This is a genomic window from Myxococcus sp. CA051A (assembly GCF_013336705.1).
In the GTDB taxonomy this organism is placed as follows: domain Bacteria; phylum Myxococcota; class Myxococcia; order Myxococcales; family Myxococcaceae; genus Myxococcus; species Myxococcus llanfairpwllgwyngyllgogerychwyrndrobwllllantysiliogogogochensis.
In genome coordinates this window covers 412,393-432,934 of the sequence record NZ_JABUMS010000006.1, presented here as the reverse complement: position 1 = coordinate 432,934, position 20,542 = coordinate 412,393, and the positions used below count along the sequence as shown (strand labels likewise).

8 protein-coding genes are annotated in these 20,542 nt (G+C 67.3%); 2 read left to right on the top strand and 6 right to left on the bottom strand.

Annotation, left to right across the window (positions count from 1 at the left end; translation table 11 throughout):
- Positions 1 to 38 precede the first annotated feature (38 nt).
- Positions 39 to 8,318 (bottom strand): Ig-like domain-containing protein, encoded by an 8,280-nt coding sequence (locus HUA74_RS20055; protein ID WP_174455792.1) that lies wholly within the window; start codon positions 8,316 to 8,318, stop codon positions 39 to 41.
- Between the two features lie 574 nt (positions 8,319 to 8,892).
- On the opposite strand from HUA74_RS20055, the gene HUA74_RS20050 reads away from it, so the two are divergent.
- Positions 8,893 to 10,983 carry a methyl-accepting chemotaxis protein gene (locus HUA74_RS20050; RefSeq protein ID WP_254625140.1) on the top strand — a complete coding sequence of 697 codons (2,091 nt, stop codon included), beginning with the start codon at positions 8,893 to 8,895 and terminating at the stop codon, positions 10,981 to 10,983.
- A gap of 129 nt (positions 10,984 to 11,112) precedes the next feature.
- The gene (locus HUA74_RS20045; protein WP_174455791.1) at positions 11,113 to 11,994 is read left to right on the top strand and encodes an NAD(P)-dependent oxidoreductase; all 882 of its coding nucleotides are present in this window, start codon (positions 11,113 to 11,115) and stop codon (positions 11,992 to 11,994) included.
- Positions 11,995 to 12,018: 24 nt separating this feature from the next.
- On the opposite strand, the gene HUA74_RS20040 is transcribed toward HUA74_RS20045, so the two are convergent.
- The 5 genes from HUA74_RS20040 to HUA74_RS20020 all read right to left on the bottom strand — a co-directional run bounded on the left by HUA74_RS20040 (position 12,019) and on the right by HUA74_RS20020 (position 20,500).
- Complete coding sequence (locus tag HUA74_RS20040; protein WP_174455790.1) at positions 12,019 to 13,557, bottom strand: gliding motility protein; 1,539 nt, start codon at positions 13,555 to 13,557, stop codon at positions 12,019 to 12,021.
- A 155-nt stretch (positions 13,558 to 13,712) separates the two neighbouring features.
- The gene (locus HUA74_RS20035) at positions 13,713 to 14,717 is read right to left on the bottom strand and encodes a hypothetical protein (RefSeq protein ID WP_174455789.1); all 1,005 of its coding nucleotides are present in this window, start codon (positions 14,715 to 14,717) and stop codon (positions 13,713 to 13,715) included.
- Positions 14,718 to 14,763: 46 nt separating this feature from the next.
- Positions 14,764 to 17,130: an aminotransferase class V-fold PLP-dependent enzyme gene (locus HUA74_RS20030; RefSeq protein ID WP_217443512.1), complete on the bottom strand. Its 2,367-nt coding sequence runs from the start codon at positions 17,128 to 17,130 to the stop codon at positions 14,764 to 14,766.
- A gap of 430 nt (positions 17,131 to 17,560) precedes the next feature.
- Positions 17,561 to 19,993, bottom strand: a complete 2,433-nt coding sequence (locus HUA74_RS20025; protein ID WP_174455787.1) for an aminotransferase class V-fold PLP-dependent enzyme — start codon at positions 19,991 to 19,993, stop codon at positions 17,561 to 17,563.
- Between the two features lie 243 nt (positions 19,994 to 20,236).
- Positions 20,237 to 20,500 carry a hypothetical protein gene (locus tag HUA74_RS20020; protein ID WP_174455786.1) on the bottom strand — a complete coding sequence of 88 codons (264 nt, stop codon included), beginning with the start codon at positions 20,498 to 20,500 and terminating at the stop codon, positions 20,237 to 20,239.
- Positions 20,501 to 20,542: the final 42 nt, after the last annotated feature.

Here is a 20,542-nt window from a genome sequence, read left to right as displayed (position 1 = left end):
CGCGTCGAGCAGGTCATCCGTCAGCGCCAGGGTGATGCTCAGCGGGCCTGGATGTCCTGGGTGGGCCGCCCACCGGCGCGGCGAAGCCGGCTCAGCAACGGCAGCGCGAGGAGCAGCAGCGCGAGCGGGGTGAAGGTGCCCGTGCCGCCCGTGCTGCAGCCACGGCCCGTGATGAGGAAGTCATCGTTGCCGTCCAGTGGGTTCGAGCCGCCGGAGACTTCCTCGCCGTCGCTGGTTCCACCGAGGTCGGTGTCCGCGTTGTTCGGGTCCGTCTCGCCGTTGCCGAAGACGCCGTCGTGGTTGGCATCCTCCACACCATCCGCCAGGCCGTCGCCATCCGTGTCGGCGTTGAGCGGGTCGGTGGGGTTGCTGCCCTTCACCTCCACGCCGTCGCTCAGGCCGTCCCCATCCGTGTCGGGGATGTTCGGGTCCGTCTCCGTGGCATCGACGCGGCCGTTGTGGTCGGCATCCTCTTCGCCGTCACTCAACCCGTCACCGTCCGTGTCCGGGGTCTTCGGGTCGGTGGTGGTGCTCGGGTCCGCATCGGGGCGGAAGTGGGGTGCGTCACGGTCCGTGTCCGCCGGCGCGCTCTCCCGCGTCACGCCCATCTCCGTGCCGTCCATGAGCCCGTCGTTGTCGCTGTCCGGGTCCAGTGCGTCGATGAGGCCGTCACCATCCGTGTCGGCGAGTCCATCCAGGCCGTCGGGCACGCCGTCGGAGTCGGTGTCCGCGTTGCGTGGGTCCAGGCCCCGCTCGATTTCCGTCGCGTCGTCGATGCCGTCGAGGTCGGAGTCGAGGTCGTCCTCGGGCCGCAGGGGATTCGTCTCACGCGAGTCGACCCGGCCGTTGTGGTTGGCGTCCTCGATGCCATCGCGCACGCTGCCGCCATCCGTGTCGGGGTTGAGCGGGTCCGTCACAGTCGTCGGGTCCGTGTCCGGCGTGAAGCGCGTCAGGTCGGTGCCCGTGCCCTGGGGCTCGGTGAGGCCCAGCTCCAGGCCGTCCGCGAGCAGGTCGCCGTCGGTGTCCGTCTTTTTCGGGTCCGTCTCGCCCGCGTCGACGACGCCGTCGTGGTTGGCGTCCTCGTTGCCATCCAGCAGGCCGTCATCATCCGTGTCGTCGTCGAGCGGGTCCGTCCCAGCGACCTTCACCTCGATGCCGTCTGGCAGGCCGTCGCTGTCCGTGTCCGCGTCGTTCGGGTCGGTGCCCAGCATGAGCTCCTCCGCGTCCGTCAGTCCGTCGCCATCCGCGTCGGCGGTGACCACCCATGCGTAGGTGGCCGGCGTGTCGTCCACGTTGCCCGCCGCGTCCACGGCGCGCACGTTCAGCGTGTGCGCCCCCAGCGCCAGGTCGGTGAAGCGGACCGGGTCCGTGCATGGCACGTAGGCCGCTCCGTCCAGGCCACACTCGTAGGTGACGGCCGCCTCGTTGGAGTCGAGGTCGAACGCCGCCAGGGCAGGGGCCTCCGTGAGTGGAGGGCCGCTCGCGATGAAGGTGTCTGGCGCCAGGGTGTCCACCGTCCACGAGAAGGACGCCGGCGTCGGGTCCACGTTGTCATCCTCGTCCCGGGCCCGGACCTCCAGCGTGTGCTCGCCGTCGGTCAGGCCGAGCAGCTCCACCGGGTTCGTGCAGGTCGCGAAGGTCGCGCCGTCCAGGCTGCACTCATACGTCACCGGGGACTCGTCCGAGCCGAATCCGAACGTGGCCGTGTCCTGGCGCGTCAGCGCGGGAGGCGTCTGGGTGAAGCGCGTCTCTGGCGGCTGCGCGTCCACGTTGAACGTGTGCGTCACCACGGTGCTGGTGTTGCCCGCGGCGTCCGTCGCCGTGACGGAGACCGTGTGCGTGCCGTCGGCGAGCGGCGAGCCACCCGGGAGCGTCCACACTCCCGAGCTGCCCGCGACGAAGGAGTCGAGGGTGATGCCGTCCGCCACCACCGTCACCGTGCTGCCTGCCTCCGCCGTGCCGGAGTACGTCACCGTCGCGGTGTCCAGCACCGCGCCCTGGGCAGGGAAGGTGATGGCGACCGCAGGAGCCTCGGTGTCCACCGTCCACGTGTGCGTGGCCGGCGAAGCGTCCCGATTGCCCGCCGCATCCACCGCGCGGACCGCCAGCGTGTGCTCGCCGTCCGCGAGGGGGCCGGCCTCATCCTGGACAGTGCACGGCGCGAAGGCCGCGCTGTCCAGACTGCACTCGTAGGTCACCGAGGCCTCGTTCGACGAGAAGACGAAGGCAGCGAGCACTTCGTTCGTCAGGGCCTCCGGGCCGCTGTCGATGGCGGTGTCCGGCGCCGTGGTGTCCACCGTGAAGGTGACGCTCGTCGCGGCGCTGGTGTTGCCCGCGGCATCCGTCGCCGTGACGACGGCGGTGTACGTGTCATCCGCCAGCGTGAAGGGGAGCGTGAAAGTCCAGTGGCCATTGGAGTCCACGGGGATGGGGCCGTGGGTCGTGCTTCCCACCGTCACGAGCACCGTCTCCGCGCCGACGGCCGAGCCGGTGAGAGTCACGGTGCCATCCGCGAGAACGGCGCTCGGGGCAGGCGCGGTGATGACCGGGGCATTCGGAGGCGTCAGGTCCACCGTCCACGTGTGCGAGGCGGGCGAGCCGTCGACATTGCCCGCCGCATCCACGGCGCGGACCGTCAGCGTGTGCTCGCCTTCCGTGAAGCCCTCGAAGGTGACCGGGCTGGTGCACGCCGCATAGGTCGCGCCGTCCACGCTGCACTCGAAAGTGGAGTCGGGCTCGCTGGAGGCGAACTCGAACGTCGCCGAGGACTCGTCGGTGAGGAGCGCGGGGCCCGAGGTGACGAGGGTGTCCGGCTCCGTCGTGTCCACTCGCCAGGCGTACTCGGCCGGCGTCGGGTCCACGTTGCCCACGGCGTCCACGGCGCGCACGAGCAGCAGGTGGTCGCCATCCACGAGTCCGGTCTGGTCCAGTGGAGAGTCACACGTCGCGAAGGCGGCACCGTCCAGGCTGCACTGATAGCCCACCGCGCCACCCTCGGAGCGCAGCTCGAATGAGGCCGACGTCTCGCGCGTGAGCCGCGCTGGACCGGAGTCGATGAACGTCTCGGGCCCCGTCAGGTCGATGAAGAACCCATGGGACGTCGCACCGGAGATGTTGCCCGCGGCGTCCACGCCGGTGGCGGAGACAGTGACGGGGCCTTCGGGCTGCTCCACCGGAAGGGCGAAGGTCCAGTCGCCGGCTCCATTCACGGGGATGGGGCCATACGTGGCGGTCCCCACCTCAAGGTAGACGTGGCTGTTGGGCTCACCCGTGCCCACGAGGGTCGGCGTCGCGGTGCCCACCACGGTGCCGCTCGCGGGCGAGACGACGGTGGGCGGCATGGGCGCCGTCCGGTCCACCGTCCATGCGTAGGTCGCGGGCGTTGCGTCGGCGGTCCCCAGGCCGTTGACCGCGCGCACCGCAAGGATGTGGCTTCCTTCCGCCAGTCCGCTGAACGCCACCGGGCTGGTGCAGTCCGTGAAGGCCGCGCCGTCCAGGCGGCACTCGAAGCGGATGCCGCCGTTCTCCATGCGCAGCACGAAGGCGGCGGACGTCTCGCGAGTGAAGGCCAGCGGACCGGAGTCGATGAAGGTCCCCGGCGCGGACAGGTCGATGGCGAAGTCGTTTGACGTGTCCTCGCTGGTGTTGCCCGCGGAGTCTGTCGCGGTGGCCTCCACGGTGTGAGGGCCTTCCGCCAGGGTGTCCGGGCTGGGGAGGCTCCAGTGGCCGTCGATGTCCGCCGTCACGGTGCCCACCACGTCGCCGTCCACCACCACCGTGACCTGGGCGAAGGGCTCGGCGGTGCCTTCGAAGACAGGCGTCGCGGTGGCGATGGTGGCGCCGCTGGCGGGTGCGGTGATGACGGGGGCCTCCGGCGCCTCGGTGTCCACGGTGAAGCTCGTGGGCGCGCTGGCATCGCTCTCGTTGCCCGCGGCGTCCGTGGCCGTCGCCGTCGCGGTGTGAGGTCCCTGGCCCAGCGGGGTGGCCGGGGTGAAGGTCCATTCGCCCTGCGCGCTCACGGGAGCCGTGCCCAGCACGGAGCCATCCACCGTCACCGTCACCAGGGTTCCCGGCTGCGCGGTACCGGAGATGACAGGCTGCCGCGTGGGCACCACGACACCATTTGCGGGCACTTCGATTTCGGGTGCATCCGGCGCGGTCGTGTCCACCGTCCACGCATGGGTCGCGGGCGTCGGGTCCACATTGCCAGCCGAATCACGAGCGCGCACGGCCAGCGTGTGGCTGCCCTGGGCCAGTCCCTGGAACGTCTCGGGATGAGAGCAGGCGGTGAACGCCGGCCCGTCCAACGCGCATTCGTACGTCACCGGGTCCGTGTCACTTCCGAAGCCGAACGTGGCGGAGGTGGTGTTGGTGATGGAGGCTGGCTGGCTCGTCAGGGTGGTGTCGGGTGGCGTGGTGTCCACCGTCCAGGTCCGGGTGGCGGGCGTCGCGTCCGTGTTGCCCGCGCCGTCGCGAGCGCGGACCGCCAGGGTGTGACTTCCGTCCGTCAGGGACCCGAAGCTCGCGGGGTTCGCGCAGGTGGCGAAGGTCGCACTGTCGAGCGAGCACTCGTACGTCACGCCTGACTCCGAGGCATTGAACGAGAACGTCGCGTCGGCGCTGTTCGTCAGCGCGGACGGGCCGGTGACGATGGTGGTGTCCGGAGCGGACGTGTCGATGCTCCACGCATACGTCGCGGGCGACGCATCCACGTTGCCTACGGCGTCGCGGGCGCGGACCGCCAGGGTGTGAGGGCCGTCCTGGAGCCCGGGGAAGGGCTGTGGAGTGGCGCAGGTGGCGAAGGTCGCGCCGTCGAGCGAGCACTCATAGGTCACCTGCGTCTCATTGGAGCTGAAGCCGAAGGTGGCCGTCGCGGAGCTGGCCACGGGCGCCGGGGTGCTGGTGAAGGATGTCTCGGGAGGTGTGGTGTCCACCGTCCACGTGCGGGTGGCCGGCGTCGGGTCCATGTTGCCGGCGTCATCCACCGCGCGCACCGCGAAGGTGTGAGCGCCATCCACGAGGCCCGTGTGTGTCACGGGGCTCGTGCAGGAAACGAAGGTCGCACCATCGAGCGAGCACTCGAACCTCGCCGGGCTCTCGGTGGAGGCGAGGGAGAACGTCGCACTGGTCGCCGCCGTCGTCCCCGAGGGTCCGCCAGAGAGGGTGGTGTCTGGCGCGGACGTGTCGATGGTCCACGTGTACGTCGCGGGCGTCGGGTCCACGTTGCCCGCGGAGTCCACCGCGCGGACCTGCAGCGTGTGACTGCCTTGCGCCAGTGCCGGGAAGGCCTGCGGGTTGGTGCAGGGAGTGAACAGCACCTCCCCATCCAGCCGACACTCGAACGCCACGCTGCTCTCGTTGGAGGTGAAGTCGAAGGAAGCCATCGCCGAATTGGAAGAGGACGGCGGGGTGCTGGTGAAGGACGTCTCCGGAGCCACCGTGTCCACCGTCCAGGTCCGGGTCGCGGGAGTGGCATCGAGGTTGCCCGTGGCGTCACGGGCGCGCACCGCCAGGGTGTGGCTGCCCTGGGAGAGCGTGTCGTAGGTCGCGGGCGTCGAGCAGTCGGTGAAGCTCGCGCCATCGAGGGCGCACTCGAACGTCACCGGCGTCTCGCTGGACGTGAAGGTGAACGTCGCGCTGGTGGAGTTCGTCGTCCCCGACGGACCGGTGACGATGGTGATGTCCGGCGCCACCGTGTCCACGCTCCACGCGCGGGTGGCCGGCGTCGGGTCCACGTTGCCCGCTGTGTCGCGAGCGCGAACCGCCAGCGTGTGATTGCCCTGGGAGAGGGTGTTGTACGTCGCGGGCGTCGAGCAGGAGGTGAAGGTCGCCCCGTCGAGGCTGCACTCGTAGGTACTGGAGCCTTCGGTGGAGCTGAATGCAAAGGCGGCGCTGGCGGAGTTCGTTGCACCGGACGGTCCGCTGACGAGGGTGGTGTCCGGCGCCACCGTATCCACGGTCCACGTCCGGCTGGCGGGTGAGGAGTCCGCGTTGCTCGCGCCGTCCACCGCACGCACCAGCAAGGTGTGGCTGCCCTGTGACAGGTCGGCGAACGTCGCGGGGCTCGGGCAGGACGCGAAGGTCGCGCCGTCGAGCGCGCACTGGTACGTCACCGACGCCTCATTGGAGCCGAAGGTGAACGTGGCGCTGGCGGAGTTCGTCAGTCCGGACGGGCCGCTGACGATGGTGGTGTCCGGCGCGACGGTGTCCACGCTCCACGCGCGGGTGGCCGGCGTCGGGTCCATGTTGCCCACCGCGTCCACGGCGCGCACCGCCAGGGTGTGATTGCCCTGGGACAGGGAACCGAAGGTCGCCGGCGAGGCACAAGGCGCGAAGGCCGCGCCATCCAGGCTGCACGCGTAGGTGATGGGGCTCTCGTTGGAGGCGAAGGTGAAGGTCGCGCTGTTGGAGGCCACCGCGCCCGTGGGCCCGGTGACGATGCTCGTGTCAGGGGCGAGGGTGTCGATGGTGAAGTCCACCTGGGTGGGCGGACTGACGTTGCCTGCCGGGTCGCTGGCCGTCACCGTGGCGGTGTGGGCGCCCTCGGGGAGCGCGATGCTGGTGCAGGACCAGGCGCCCGTGCTCGCATGGGCGGGGGCGGTGCAGACGACGACGCCGTCGACCTCCACGCTGACGGTGCTGCCCGGCTCGGCCGTACCGGAGAAGACGGGCGTGCTCGTCGCCACGGTGCTTCCATTCGCCGGGGCCGTCACCACGGGCGCATCCGGGACGGACACGGTGATGGTCGTCGGACCGGTGGTGTTCGACGAGGGGGAGCTGGTGGCGGAGCTGGCGGGAGCGCCTCGCTCGCCCGCGGCGGTGAGGGTGGCCTGGTTGGCGATGACTCCGGAGGCAGAGGCCTTCACCACGGCGCGGAAGCGGACGGTGGTGCTCTGTTGAAGCTGCAGGGTGCCCCCCAGCGTGGCCGTCGCGCCGGTGCCGAGCCGGACCGTGATGACGCCCGCCGCGCTGACCTCACCCACGTCGTCGCCCGGGGCGTCCGTCAGCACGCCCGCGTTGGGGCCGGAGACAATCCGCAGCGAGCCCGGCTGGAAGGTGAGCTGGGCGGGCAGGGGGTCCGTGAAGACGGTCTCGATGCTGACGTCGTCGCCCGTGTTGGTGGTGACGATGTTGTATTCGATGACGTCGCCTCCGCGCAGCGAGCCATCCGCGCGCGGGTTCACCGCCGTCGCGGTCTTGTAGGTGTTGGTGAAGTCCGGCCGGAGCGTGGCGATGGACGTCGCGAACGCGCCGAGGATGTACGAGTCACCTGTGGACGTGGCGGTGAGCGACATGGACGTGGCGCCCCCTGTCACGCGGTGGGTGATGTCCACCACGTCCATGTCCACCCCCGACATGCTCGCCTGCGCGCCCGTCGGGCGGGGCAGGTCATTGGCATGCGTGGAGGGCGTGCCGAGCACGGAGCGCGTGCCGTTGAAGAAGTTGTTCGCGGGGTTGGCGGCGTCGGAGATGCTCACGCCATTGACGAGGAACTGGTCGCCCGTGCGCGTGGCGTCACCCTCGAAGGCCAGCACGCCCAGCTTGGCATCGAAGCCGGACGGCGGGACGGTGAAGCCCGACAGCGTCACCGTCTGGGGGTTGCCGCTGCTGACGTAATCGATGCCATCGAAGAGCGCCAGGTTGCGAATGGGCGAGTCGGGGTGCCGGTAGAAGACCACCAGCGCCCACGCGCTGAACGGGTCCATGCTGTTGAGGTTGGCGAGCGGCACGGCGTCCACGCCGCTCACCTCGTAGTCGCCCGTGCCGTGGGCGGCGACCAGGCTGGTGACGTCCGCGGAGGACTCGTAGATGTAGCGATTGCTCGGGGCGTAGCTGTGCGCGACGTCCGCCGTCAGCTGCTGCGTGAAGACCCCGGGGCGGCTGAACTCCGCGGTGGTGTCCGGGGTCCGCTGCGACGTGGTGGTGGACAGGTGCGCGGCCCAGTACAGCCGCGCATACGTCACGATGGCGCCGGTGGGGATGCTGAGCGCGGCGCGGCTCCGGGCATTGGTGGGGCTCACCGAGGTGTTCGCGGTCGCCACGCCTGATTGGAGGGTCCAGTAGACGTCCACCGCGTCATCCGAGGTGTTCGACCCGCAGCTCCCCACCGTCCCCACCAGCGGCGCCGGCACGCCGGAGGCGCAGTCGTGGGCGAGCGTGTTGCCCACCATCAGGAGGTCGCCGCGCTGGTTCGCCGTGTGGCGCAGGATGGGGGCCGCCGCGCCCTGACTCGAGGACACCATCCACAACAGGGGGAGCAGCCACTGCAGACGCAAGATGGCGCGACTGCTGGCCCGGCGAGGAGACGTGGAGGACATGGGAGTACCAGGGCGGGCGGGGAGGGGCGGCGCGCGAAGGGAGGTCGAATCCGTCAGGAGCGGTGCGGCAGAAACCGAGAATTCACCGGGTGGCTTGGAATCCCAGCCAGATGTTTCACGCCGGGGAGAAGGCTCGTGGGGGGATGTCGCTCGCTCTGTCACGCCCTTGCGGAAAAGCAACGAGGGTGCCAGTGCGAAACAACGGATTCACCGCGCGGTTGTCTGGATTTGAAGCCATCTGAAACGGTCCGCTGTCACGGTTGTCCGAGGGCTGGATCCAGTTTCTGGAATCCGGACAGCGGGCGTTGTGAGCTGGGGCGCGGGCTCGGAGAGCGGAAGTCTGGGATTGCTGATTCATGGCGCTGTCGGCACTGCATCGCGTCGTCACGCGGAGTGGATGCGTGCTCGGAGGCAGCGCTGGTGATGCACGCGTGTGGAGCAGGCGGGCGGGGTGAGAGAGACCCGTTTGCGGAGGTGTCGTCGACACATGAGCATCGGTGCCTTCATGGCCCGGTCTCATGTCTCGCAGCGCCCGTCATCGATGTTTCATGTCTCGCCGCGAGGGCTTCCTTTCATGCAGGGGCGTTTTGATGGGAGGTGGCTGTCGCGCCTGGCGCGTGTGCTGCTCGTGTTGGCGGTGTGGGGCTCCAACGTCCAGGCGCAGGTGCGCGAGGGCGGGGTGGACCTGCGGGAGGGATGGCTCTACCGCTGGGGAGACTCACCGCTGGGGCCGGAGGGTGTGCCCGTCTGGGCGCGTGAAGCCGATTCGAGCGCGTGGCGACCCATGCAGGCGCTGGGGACGCCACCGGGACGGGGGAAACACACGCTCCTGTGGGTGAGCATTCCCATCCCGGAGGGTGGGTGGGGTGAGCCCGCGCTGCTGCTGGGCTCCGTGTCCAACGCCTTCGAGGTCTACGTTGGGGGCCGGCGCGTCTACTCGAGCGGGACGGTGAACCCGTCGGGCACCGAGGTGAGGCAGGGCATTCTGGGGAAGCTGATTCCCCTGCCGTCCTCGGTCCAGGGCTCGCGGATGCTGCTCCGCATCCAGAGCAGCACTCCGGCCATCGGCGTGACTTTGCGGGCGCAAGTGGGCTCCCACCCGGCGCTGCTGGCGCAGGTGCTGCGGCAGGGCCAGGCGTCCCTCGTGACGGGGGTGTTGCTGGTGGCCGTCGCGCTGGTCGCCCTGGGCATGGCGTTGATGGGCGGGCAGCGGCGCGTGCTGCTGTCGCTGGCCGTCTTCGCCGGAAGCTCGGGCGTGTTGCTGGCGGGCATGAGCGGCGTGCTGCCCCTGGCCTGGGACGTGGACCGGGTGATGGGGCAGATCACCCTCACGGCGGCCTACTGTGTGCTGCCGGGACTGGGCTGGTTCATCCTGGATGGCATCCTGGAGGGCCGGCTGCGCTGGTTCCGGGGGCTGGTGTGGTGCCTGACCGTGCTCGCGGCCCTCAATACCGCGGTGGTGCTGGTGGACCTGGGCGTCGCGAGCTGGCTGTTCCAGTTGGTGATGCTCTACTCCATCCCCTGCCTGCTGGCGTATGTCATTGTCGCGGTCGTCGCCGCGTATCGCGGCAATGTCGATGCACGCATCTTCGGCGTCGGCCTGGGCGTGCTCGCCGCCATTCTCGTGCTCGGCATGCTGCCGCTGCTGGGCTGGGTGAAGCTGGAGGGCTCGTTCGTCCACTGGGGCTTCCTGGCGCTCACCGCGTCGCTGGTGGGAATCGTCGCGCGGCGCTCCCTGCGGGTGGTGCGCTCGCTGGAATCGCATACGCGCCAGTTGGAGGCCCGGCGCCTGGACGTACAGATGCTCGCCAGGGACATGGGGCGCGGCGCCGGAGAGCTGGCGTCGGTGGTGCAGCAGCTCCGCACGTCGAGCGAGGCGCAGACGGTGGGAATCGACCGGCAGGCCACGGCGCTCAAGGAACTGGACCAGACGGTGCAGGAAATCCGTCAGGGCTCGCTCGTCACGTCGGAGAAGACGCGAGCGCTGACCCACTCCATCGTGGTCGCGGAGGAGGCGGGCCGCGAGGGCGGTGCGGCCATCGAGAAGACGCTGACGAACCTGGAAGCCATTCGTCTGGAGGTGTCGGGAATGGCCGCGCGCATGCTCGCGCTGGATTCGCGGACCCGGGAGATTTCCGGCATCGTCGACACCGTCAAGGGACTGGCGGACCAGTCCAACATGCTGGCGGTCAACGCGGCGATTGAAGCGGCGCGCAGCGGGGAGCATGGCAAGGGGTTCGCCGTGGTGTCGCGGGAGGTGCGCAGCCTGGCGGACCAGTCCGTTGTCGCCACCCAGCGCATTCGCGAGGTGCTCGAGGGCGTGAGCACCAGCATGCGCGAGGCCGCGAAGCTCAGCGAGCAGGGCGAGCAGCGGGTGAGGGTGGGCCTGGATGCGGTGCGCGTGTCGGGCACGCAGCTTCAGAAGCTCGCGGGCATCATCGGCGACACCAGCGGCAGCGTGCGGCAGATCTCCGCGGCGGTGTCGCAGCAGGAGGCGGGCACGTCCCAGATTGCCGTGGCCATCCAGGACCTCTCCCAGGAGATGCAGCAGACGCTTCGCGTCGTGGAGGAGACGCGCAACGTGGCGCGCTCGGTGCAAACGCTGGCGGAGCGGATGACGAACTCGGCGGCGAGCACCCTCCAGTCAGGCTCGCTGGCGGACTGAGGCCCGCACGGACGGCGCTCCCCGGAGGCGGACAAAAACATCCAGGGTCGATTCCTCCCGAAGCTGTGGTCTCATCTTCAGGCCCCGATTCCGGGCGCGGCATTCGAGCGCAGCATCAGGAGACTGAAGATGACATCCGGCCGTTCGTCGAAGATCGCGGTGATTGGCAGCGGGCTCATGGGAAGTGCACTCGCGCGGGCCTTCGCGGCGGTGGGGCACGAGGTCGCGGTCTGGAACAGGACGCCGAGCAAGGCCCAGGCCGTGGGCGGTGGCACCCTCGCGTTCGAGGAGCTGCGCGAGGCCATCACGGGGCGCGACCTCGTGGTCGTCTCGCTGTCGAACTACGCCGCCTTCTCGGAGGTGTTCTCCTCGAAGGACGTGGTGGCGGCGCTCGCCGGGACGACGCTCGTCCAGCTCACCAGCGGCTCGCCCGCGGACGCAAGGAACGCACTGGAGTGGGCGACGGCCCACGGCGTGGACTACCTGGATGCGGCCATCCTCGCCTATCCCGCCTTCGTGGCCACCGACTACGCCACGGTCTTCTACGCCGGGTCGCGCGCCGTCTTCGACCGGCACCTCGGGACGCTCCAGGCGGTGGCGAAGAACTCCGTCTACGTCGACGAGAAGATTGGCTCCGCGGCGACGCTCGACTGCGCGATTCTCGAGGCCTACTACGGAGGCTCCCTGGCGGTCCTCCACGCGGCGGCGATGTGCAAGGCCGAGGGACTCGACCCGAAGGCATTCTTTGCCCAGAAGAACTCCTTCCTGGGGTTGATCTCCGTCACCGCCGATGCCGCGCAGGACATGGTCGCGCGCGACGACTTCACGGGTGAGCAGTGCAGCCTCAACACCCATGTCGCGGCCATCGAGCACATCGTCCGGCTGAGCCAGGACGCACGCATCAGCACGCGCTTCCCCAGGGAGTTGCTCGAGAACTACCGGCGGGCCGTCGGCGCGGGGCTGGGCGCCCAGGAGCTGCCCGCCGTGTTCCGCACCCTGGGAAAGGACTGAACGCGGCTTGAGCGCTGCGACACGCTAGAAGTCGCGAATCGAATCCAGCACCGAGACCAGCGCCTCTCGATTCAGGGGCTCGGCGGATGCCCCGCCCTTGGACCGGAGCTTCTCGTCCACCGCGTCGAAGATGCCCATCAGCGCGACGTAGATGTGCTCACGCTCCTCGGTGTAGATGAAGGTCTTTCGCGCATCCATCTTGTTGAAGCCCTCGGTATAGGTCGTGACGATGGGCGTCAGCGCGGAGACCAGGGCGGCGGCGCGGGTCTCCTCGGACGCGGCCTTGAGCGCGGCCGACCGGGCCTGTCGATACAGCGTCGCGGCCTTCTTGGCCTGGGTCGGGCTGATGGTGTCGGCCCCGTCCCAGATGCGGAACGGGTTGTCCAGGTTCTCCGCCAGCCATTCGGCCTTGCGCGGCTGACGCACGGACAGGTCCAGGCCCTCGCGAGCCGCGGCCTTGTATGCCTTCTTCACCTCGGCGGCGAGTTCGGCGGGAATGCTCGTCAGCCAGAGCATCCCCAGATGCGGGAAGCGCTCCGGACCGGGGAACTCGTCGGGCGTGATTCCAAACATGTCGCTCAACGTCAGCATGCGCAGCTCAGGCAGCGCCGCCAGCGCGGAGGTGTTCCTCAAGTATCCAGGGGCCCCCCAGATGCGCAGCTCCGTCAGTTTCGGAAAGCGCCTCACGACGCCGGAGACATCCACCTCCTGTGCGGCGTGCACATGCAGGCTGTCCAGTGCGTCCAGTCCGGACCAGGCCATGGCCGGGTTGTTCACGGACAGCGTCAGCCAGCGGCCATCGGCTTCCGCGTGAATCTTCAACTCCGGGCTGGCCTGTCCCATCAGGGACAGGTGCTCCAGTCCTTCGTTGAGGTGGAGCTCGTGGACGCCCGTCACCTCCAGGGTGAGTCGCGTCAGATTGGCGCCACGCAGGTCGACGACGCGCTCCCCGTGGGCCCGCACGTCCGACTCATAGACGAACGGGCGGCGGCGGATGAAGTCGAACAGCCCGGGGATGGGGGCGTCGGCGTTGACGGACGTCAGGATGGGCAGCACCTCGAACACCGCGAGATTGGGGGCGGCGGCGAGCCTGTCCGTGTCGAGCCGCTGCGTCGAGCGGAGCACCTCGCGGTCGCCCAGCTTGAGCACCACGCTCTTGTCGCGGTTGGCGTCCATCTGCTTGAAGAGGTCGCGCTCGGCCTGGGGGATGGCTTCCCAGCGCCGCTGACTGTAGGTGGCGCTGCCGGAGGGCCAGCGGCTGTAGCTCTTGATGTCCTCGACGACGAGGGGCGGCCGGTGACCCACGAGCGTGTAGCCGCGAGGAACGTCGGCGGACACCCAGACGTGGACGCGGTGGTCCTTCCAGAAGAAGAAGTTGAAGTTGGCGGGCGCCATGGCCGCCACGGCCGAGGCGTCGGGGAGGGTGGGGCCCACCCAGTCCAAGGCCAGCACGGCGGCCAGCTCGCTCTTCCCCTCCGCCTTCAGGGCGGTCACCTGGACGGCGGTGTAGGCGTCCAGCCGAGGGTTGTAGACGGCGAGAATGTCTCCGGGCGTGGGCTTCATGTTCGGGCGGATCCGTAGGTCGAGTGGGAAACGGACTCAGTCTAGGTCACGGCCCACGTGTCTCCCTCGCGGTTTGGAGGCGCGACGCGCACGATGTGGCGACCAACGCGCCCATCTGGCGCTGAGTGCACGGAATGCCTGAATCTGGAGGGCCGCTACGCCCACTCGATGCGCAAGCGCTTGCTGCCCGCCGAGTCCAGAAGCGCGAGCGCCCCGCCTTCGGTCAGGGCCCGCTTCACGGCCTTCCAGGAGGCCTCGGTGAGCAGCCAGGCAAAGCCGTCCTCCACCAGCTGGCTCGCGTCCTTTTCCTGCTCCGGGACGACCACGAGGAAGTTTCCGCAGAGCCGCTCGGCGTTGTTCTGCCCGGGGGGAGTGATGGCTTGAGGTTCGCGCTGGCCCGGCGCCCAGACGAAGTACGCATCCGCGGTTGGGTCGAGTCCCGTGAGCAGCGCGAAGGGCATGTTCGCCGGAAGCTCCGCGAACAACTGCTGGAGGAGCGCCTCGGCGCCCGGAACGAGGCGCAGGACGATGTCGCTCCCCATCTGGAGGACCCGTGCCTCCTTGAGGCGGGCACTCGCGATGTTCGACAACATGCTCGCCTGGAGCATCTCCGCATGCGGCAGCTCGGGCCGCTCGGGGTCGAACCAGGTGGGGCAGGGGAAGTGTGAGCACATCCGGCCCAGCGAGGACATCACCCGCGTCGCCCCGAAGCGCTCGACCAGCACCAACTCCCCCTCCGTGACGGGAACGGCGGCGAGTGCGTTTGCCGGAACGGACACCTCCGGCAGGGGCTCCGCCGGGACGTAGAGCAGATGCCGGCCAGGGAAGAGACTCCTCTGTCCGAACTGGGTGTGACCGCCCGTGTCCACGGTGCGCCCCTGCTCGGCGAACTGGTTGATCGTGGCGAAGAACGAGAACAGCTTGGATGAAAAGGCCTCATCCGCCATCCCCGCAGGCAGCGTGAACACCAGCTCCTTCTGCCCCTTGGCGGCGAGTCCGTCCGACACGTACGACACGCAGTCCACGGGCCCCTTCGACGTCGGGCGGGCGTGCCGGGTGACAGACACCGTGAGCCCGGGTGCCACCTCGACCCGCTGTGCCAGGGCCGGCGAACGACCGGCTCCCGACACGCGCCCCATCAACTCATTCCACCAAGCCATGCCCTGCCTCGTCGAACCCTCGTGACAGGCCGGAGCGTACCTCTGTTCACGAAGCGGCGGCCAGATAGTCCTGCAGCCTCGAGGTCTCGGTGTTCATCAAGGACTTCGCGAACAGATAGAAGCGATAGGCGTCGCGGAAGTTCGAGCCGAGGCCGAACGAGACGCGAACCGCTCCGCAGAGCCCCTTGTTGAGAATCTCATCGTCGAAAGTCCTGCAATCGAAGATCTTCTTCGTCTTGTCGAGTTCGCAGTGCTCCGCGCCAGCGGTGGTGTAGGTGGCATGCTGTACCGCGCCCAGATTGCAGAAACAGCCATTGCGAAGCGTGATGCCGAAGGACTCGGCGGCTCTCTTGACCTGCGAATGCGGGAAGACCGAGTTGTAGCAGTCGAACAGGTTCAACATGACCGTCGCGCCCTTGTCTTCCGAGGCGGGGCCATAGATCCGGCAGAGCGGACCCTTGGCTTTGATCTCGTGCTGCAACGGCTGCAGCTGCGTTTCGAGCCATCGAGCCAGCGCCTTCGCGCGACCGCCGATGTTGTGGACTCCGAGCCTGGAGATGAATTCGAAGCCATAGGCGATGGCGTGGAAGGATGCATAGTTGGGCGTGCCGATTTCGAACTGCCTCCCCTGGTCGTGGTGCAACAGCCGGTCCGTGGGAGACCACGGCCCGGAGTAGTAACACACCGCGCCCCCGGCGAAGGATGGCGGGGTCAGCTTGCGCAGGGAGTCTCTCTTCGCGATGAGACAGCCGGACCCGGTTGGATAGCCAAATATCTTGTAGAGGGATACGGGGACGAAGTCCGGTTGATAGGTCTCGAAATCGAACGCCGACAGGGGGACGAACGCCGCCGCGTCGCACAGGACCATCGCTCCGCGCTCTTGCGCGAACTTGATCCATTTCAGGTCATGCTTCACACCTGTCGCGTTGGACTGCGCGGGGAACGCGAAAAGGTGGGCGTGGTTCCTGTCGAGCTTCTCGAGCGAGCGCCGCAGTGAGCTCTCGACGAGCAGCAGCTCCTTGTTCAGGGGGATGTACCTGACAGCGGCGCCCCTGGCCTTGGCGAACTCCCGGATGCCGTGGATGGAGGTGTGGTTGTCCTTGGCGAGCAGGAACTCCGAGCCGCTCTCGAAGGGGAACGACTCCGCGACCAGCCGGATGGCCCCGCTGGCGTTCGGGGTGAAGATGATCTCGTACTCCTCCGGCGAGCAGCGGAAGAACCGGTAGATCTCCGAGCGGGCCTTCTCGTACGCCGCTTCGGTGGCCTTCGAGCCGGTGTGCGGATTGCCGAGAATCGTATTCCTCAGGACCTGATGGTCACGATCAATGAGGCTCTCTGGGGCGATGGCACCGCCCACATGATCCAGATAGGTCTCCGATTGTGCATCCAGGCGTGAGAATTCCTCGCGCCTCAGGGCCTCCACCTCGTCGTCGGGATACTCCGGATGCGCGGCCAGGAAGGCCGACTTCATGGTCTGGTATTCCCGCAGGGCGTGCGCGTCGGCGCGGGAGAGCAGCCGTTTCTCTCGACTCTCGACGAGCTCCGGCGCCATCGCACGGAACGAGTTCAGTCCATTGAAGTCAGGCAGGGCGCTGACGGCAACGGTCTGCTTGCTGGCCTCGTCGACCGCGCCGCGCAGGAGCCAGGCCTTGACCTCGTAGTTCTGGGTCGGGACACGCGTGCGAAGCTCCCTGAGAATCGTATCGAGATACGCCTCCCGGGTAGGGGTGTCGCACTGGTTGAACTCCTCCAGCAAGATGCAGGTATTGAAGATGAACTCTCTTGTGTCCTCCTCGCCCAGGAAGAACGACAAGGGACATGACGTCGCGACCTCGGCGACGCCTCTGGCGAGCCCCTCCAGGGAGAACGCGCTCGTGATCGCCGTATGGTCGGTCAGGCTGAGCGCCCTGTCCAGGACGGCCGACGGAGTTCCAAAGAGCTTCTGCGACTGTTCCCGGGTCAGTCCAAACAGCTCATTGTAGTGGAAGACCGTGCCGTAGATCTTCCCTCCCGGACGAAGGACTCGCTTGAACTCTCGCGCGACCTTGGTCTTGTCGGGTGGGAACATCAGGCCAAAACCACAGACGATGATGTCGAAGCTGTCGTTGCTGAAGGGCAGGTCCGCCATGTCGACGTCGGCATGGAAATCGACGTCCCGCTTGAGCTCGTCGCCCACCACCGTCTTGCACACGTCGATGGCAATCTTGGAGAGGTCCGTTGCAACCAATTTCAGATTGAGCGGCCTGGCCAGATCTTCGTAGAGATGCGTGGTGATTCGGCCCGTCCCACAGGCGACCTCGAGGATGTTCGTGATGGGGGCTTCCGGTCGGATGTCCTTGCGGATTTCCCGTACGAGGAGTTCGCCATAGGGTTTGAAGAGCTTGGGCCCCAACACGCGCTCATAGAACTCCATGAACGTGCTCAGGGTCCACTTGCGCTCAGACACCGTCTTGCAAGACTGCTTCGCAGTGCTGTTCATGTGCGGGCTTTCTGTGAGTGGGGGTCTGTGTCGGGGCCGTTTGTGACTCTTTGCGATGAATGCCTGGGCCGATGCGCGCCCCGATGCCAGGGTGACTCGTGCGCTTGCCTGGGATGGTTACACGCCAGGGTTGTTGATCATTTCAGAAATGGCAAGCGAATCCGCGAATGTCAGGCGGTGCGGGCCGGGTGCGGGCTGTTTGTGCTGCCATTGCGGGCTGCTTGCCTTTGCGCTGCGGGCTGGACGCCCATGAGGCGCGCTGACAGGCCGGTTGCTGCTCGAGGTCGGCCGCTCCCAGGGCGTGGCGGCGTATGGCCACCCCTGGCGGGCCCGTTCGACGGTTGCTATGGGGATGCTCTTCTGCTCACGAAGCGGCGGCCAGATGGTCTTCCAGCCGCGAGGTCTCGGTGTTCATCAAGGACTTCGCGAACAGATAGAAACGATAGGCGTCGCGGAAGTTCGAGCCGAGGCCGAACGAAACGCGAACGGCTCCGCAGAGCCCCTTGGTGAGGACCTCCTCATCAAAGGTCTTGCAGTCGAGGATCTTCCGCTTCTTGTCGAGTTCGCAGTGTTCCGAGCCCGCGGTCGAGTAGGTGGCGTGCTGTACCGCGCCCAGGTTGCAGAAACAGCCATTGCGCAGGGTGATGCCAAAGGACTCGGCGGCTCTCTTGACCTGGGCGTGCGGGAAGACCGCGTTGTAGCAGTCGAACACGTTCATCATGACCGTCGCGCCCTTGTCTTCCGGCGCGGGGCCATAGACTCGACAGAGGGGGCCCTTGGCCTTGATTTCATGCCGCAGTGACTGCAACTGCGTTTCGAGCCATCGAGCCAGCGCGTTCGCTCGACCGCCGATGTGGTCGACTCCGAGTCTGGAGATGAATTCGAAGCCATAGGCGATGGCATGGAAGGATGCGTAGTTGGGCGTACCGATTTCGAACTGCCTCCCCTGGTCATGGTGCAACATCCTGTCCGTGGTAGACCACGGCCCGGAGTAGTAACACACCGCTCCACCGGCGAAGGACGGCGGGGTCAGCTTGCGCAAGGAGTCTCTCTTCGCGATGAGACAGCCTGCCCCGGTCGGATAGCCAAATATCTTGTAGAGGGAGACCGGGACGAAGTCCGGTTGATAGGTCTCGAAATCGAACGCCGACAGGGGGACGAACGCCGCCGCGTCACACAGGACCATCGCTCCGCGCTCTTGAGCGCGCTTGATCCATTTCAGGTCATGCTTCGCGCCCGTGGCGTTGGACTGCGCGGGGAACGCGAAAAGGTGGGCGTGGTTCCTGTCGAGCTTCTCGAGCATGCGCTCCAGCGAACTCTCGAGGAGCAGCAGCTCCTTGTTCAGGGGGACGTACTTGACAGACGCGCCCTTGGACCTGGCGAATTCCCGGATGCCGTGGATGGAGGTGTGGTTGTCCTTGGCGAGCAGGAGCTCCGAGCCGCTCTCGAAGGGGAACGACTCCGCGACCAGCCTGATGGCGCCGCTGGCGTTCGGAGTGAAGATGATCTCGTACTCCTCCGGCGAGCAGCGGAAGAACCGATAGATCTCCGAACGGGCCTTCTCGTGGGCCTCCTCGGTGGCCTTCGAGCCGGTGTGGGGATTGCCGAGGATTGTATTCTTCAGGACCTGGTAGTCATGCTCGATGAGGCTCTCTGGAGCGATGCCACCGCCCACATGATCCAGATAGGTCACCCGTTGTGCATCCAGGCGAGAGAACTCCTCGCGTCTCAGGGCTTCCACTTCGTCGTCGGGATACTCCGGATGCTCGGCGAGGAAGGCTGACTTCATTGCCTGGTATCGGCGCAGGGCAGGTGCATCGGAAAGCGGAAGCAACCGATCATCTCGACTCTCGACGAGTTCCGGCGCCATCGTACGGAACGCGCTGAGTTCACCGAAGTCGGGCAGGGCGCTGACAGCAACGGTCTGCTTGCTGGCCTCGTCAACCGCACCGCGCAGGAGCCAGGCATTGACCGCATAGTTCTGGCTGGGAACATGCGCACGAAGCTCTCCGAGAATCGTATCGAGATACGCCTCCCGGGTGAGGGTGTCGCACTGGTTGAACTCCTCCAGCAAGACGCAGGTATTGAAGAGGAATTCTCTCGTGTCCTGCTCGTCCAGATGGAAGGTCAGGGGACACGACGTCACGACCTCCGCGACGCCCCTGGCGAGCCCCTCCATGGAGAACGCGCTCGTGATCGCCGAATGATCGCTCAGGCTGAGCGCTCCATCCAGGATGGCCGAGGGAGCGCCAAAGAGCTTCTGCGTCTGCTCCAGCGTCAGGCCAAACAGCTCATTGTAATGGAAGACCGTGCCGTAGATCTTCCCTCCCGGACGAAGGACTCGCTTGAACTCTCGCGCGACCTTGCTCTTGTCGGGTGGGAACATCAGGCCAAAGCCACAGACGATGATGTCGAAGCTGTCGTTGCTGAAGGGCAGGTCCGCCATGTCGACGTCGGCATGGAACTCGACGTCACGATTGAGGTCGTCGCCCACCACCGTCTTGCACACCTCGATGGCGATCTTGGAGAGGTCCGTTGCAACCAGTTTCAGGTTCAGCGGCCTGGCCAGCTCTTCGTAGAGATGCGTCGTGATTCGGCCCGTCCCACAGGCGACCTCGAGGATGCTCGTGACGGGAGCTTCCGGCCGGATGTCCTTGCGGATCTCACGGACGAGGAGCTCGCCGTAGGGCTTGAAGAGCTTGGGCCCCAAGACGCGTTCATAGAACTCCATGAACGTGCTCAGGGTCCATTTGCGGTCCGACACCGTCTTGCAGGACTGCTTCGCCGTGCTGTTCATTCGAGAGCCTTCAGTGGGCAGGGGTGTGCGCGCTGAGACTCTATCTCATGACTTTTTCGCGGTAACCGGCAGTCTCTCGGAGCCAGTATCCGGTCTGTGTCGGCCGTGGAGGAGTGAGGGTGATAACGGGGACTTGGAGACCGTCAGGGCAGAGGTGACGCAGCAAGACCCGTCAGATTGGCAGACTGCGTCAGCGGACTGCGTCAGCGGACCGGGCGCAAGACGCCGTGGCGACGATGCGCCTTACTCCGCTTCCATGAACACGTACTCATGCTGCGCATCGCGGAGCACCAGCGACTTCTTGCTGTCCTTGTTCGCGACGACGAACTCATCGCCGTCCTCACCCGGCGAGCTGCTTACGAGCGTGACCGTGCCGTCATCACCGCGCCGCGAAGCGACCTCGCTCTTCCAGTCGCCAAAGTCGAACCAGGTGGCCGCGCCCCTGCGTACCACCTGGATGTCGCCCAACTCCACGCTGCGATAGCGCGCGGCGAGTGCGCTGACCACCGTGGGGTCGGCTGGAGCGGTCAGGCCCCTTCGATTCGCGGC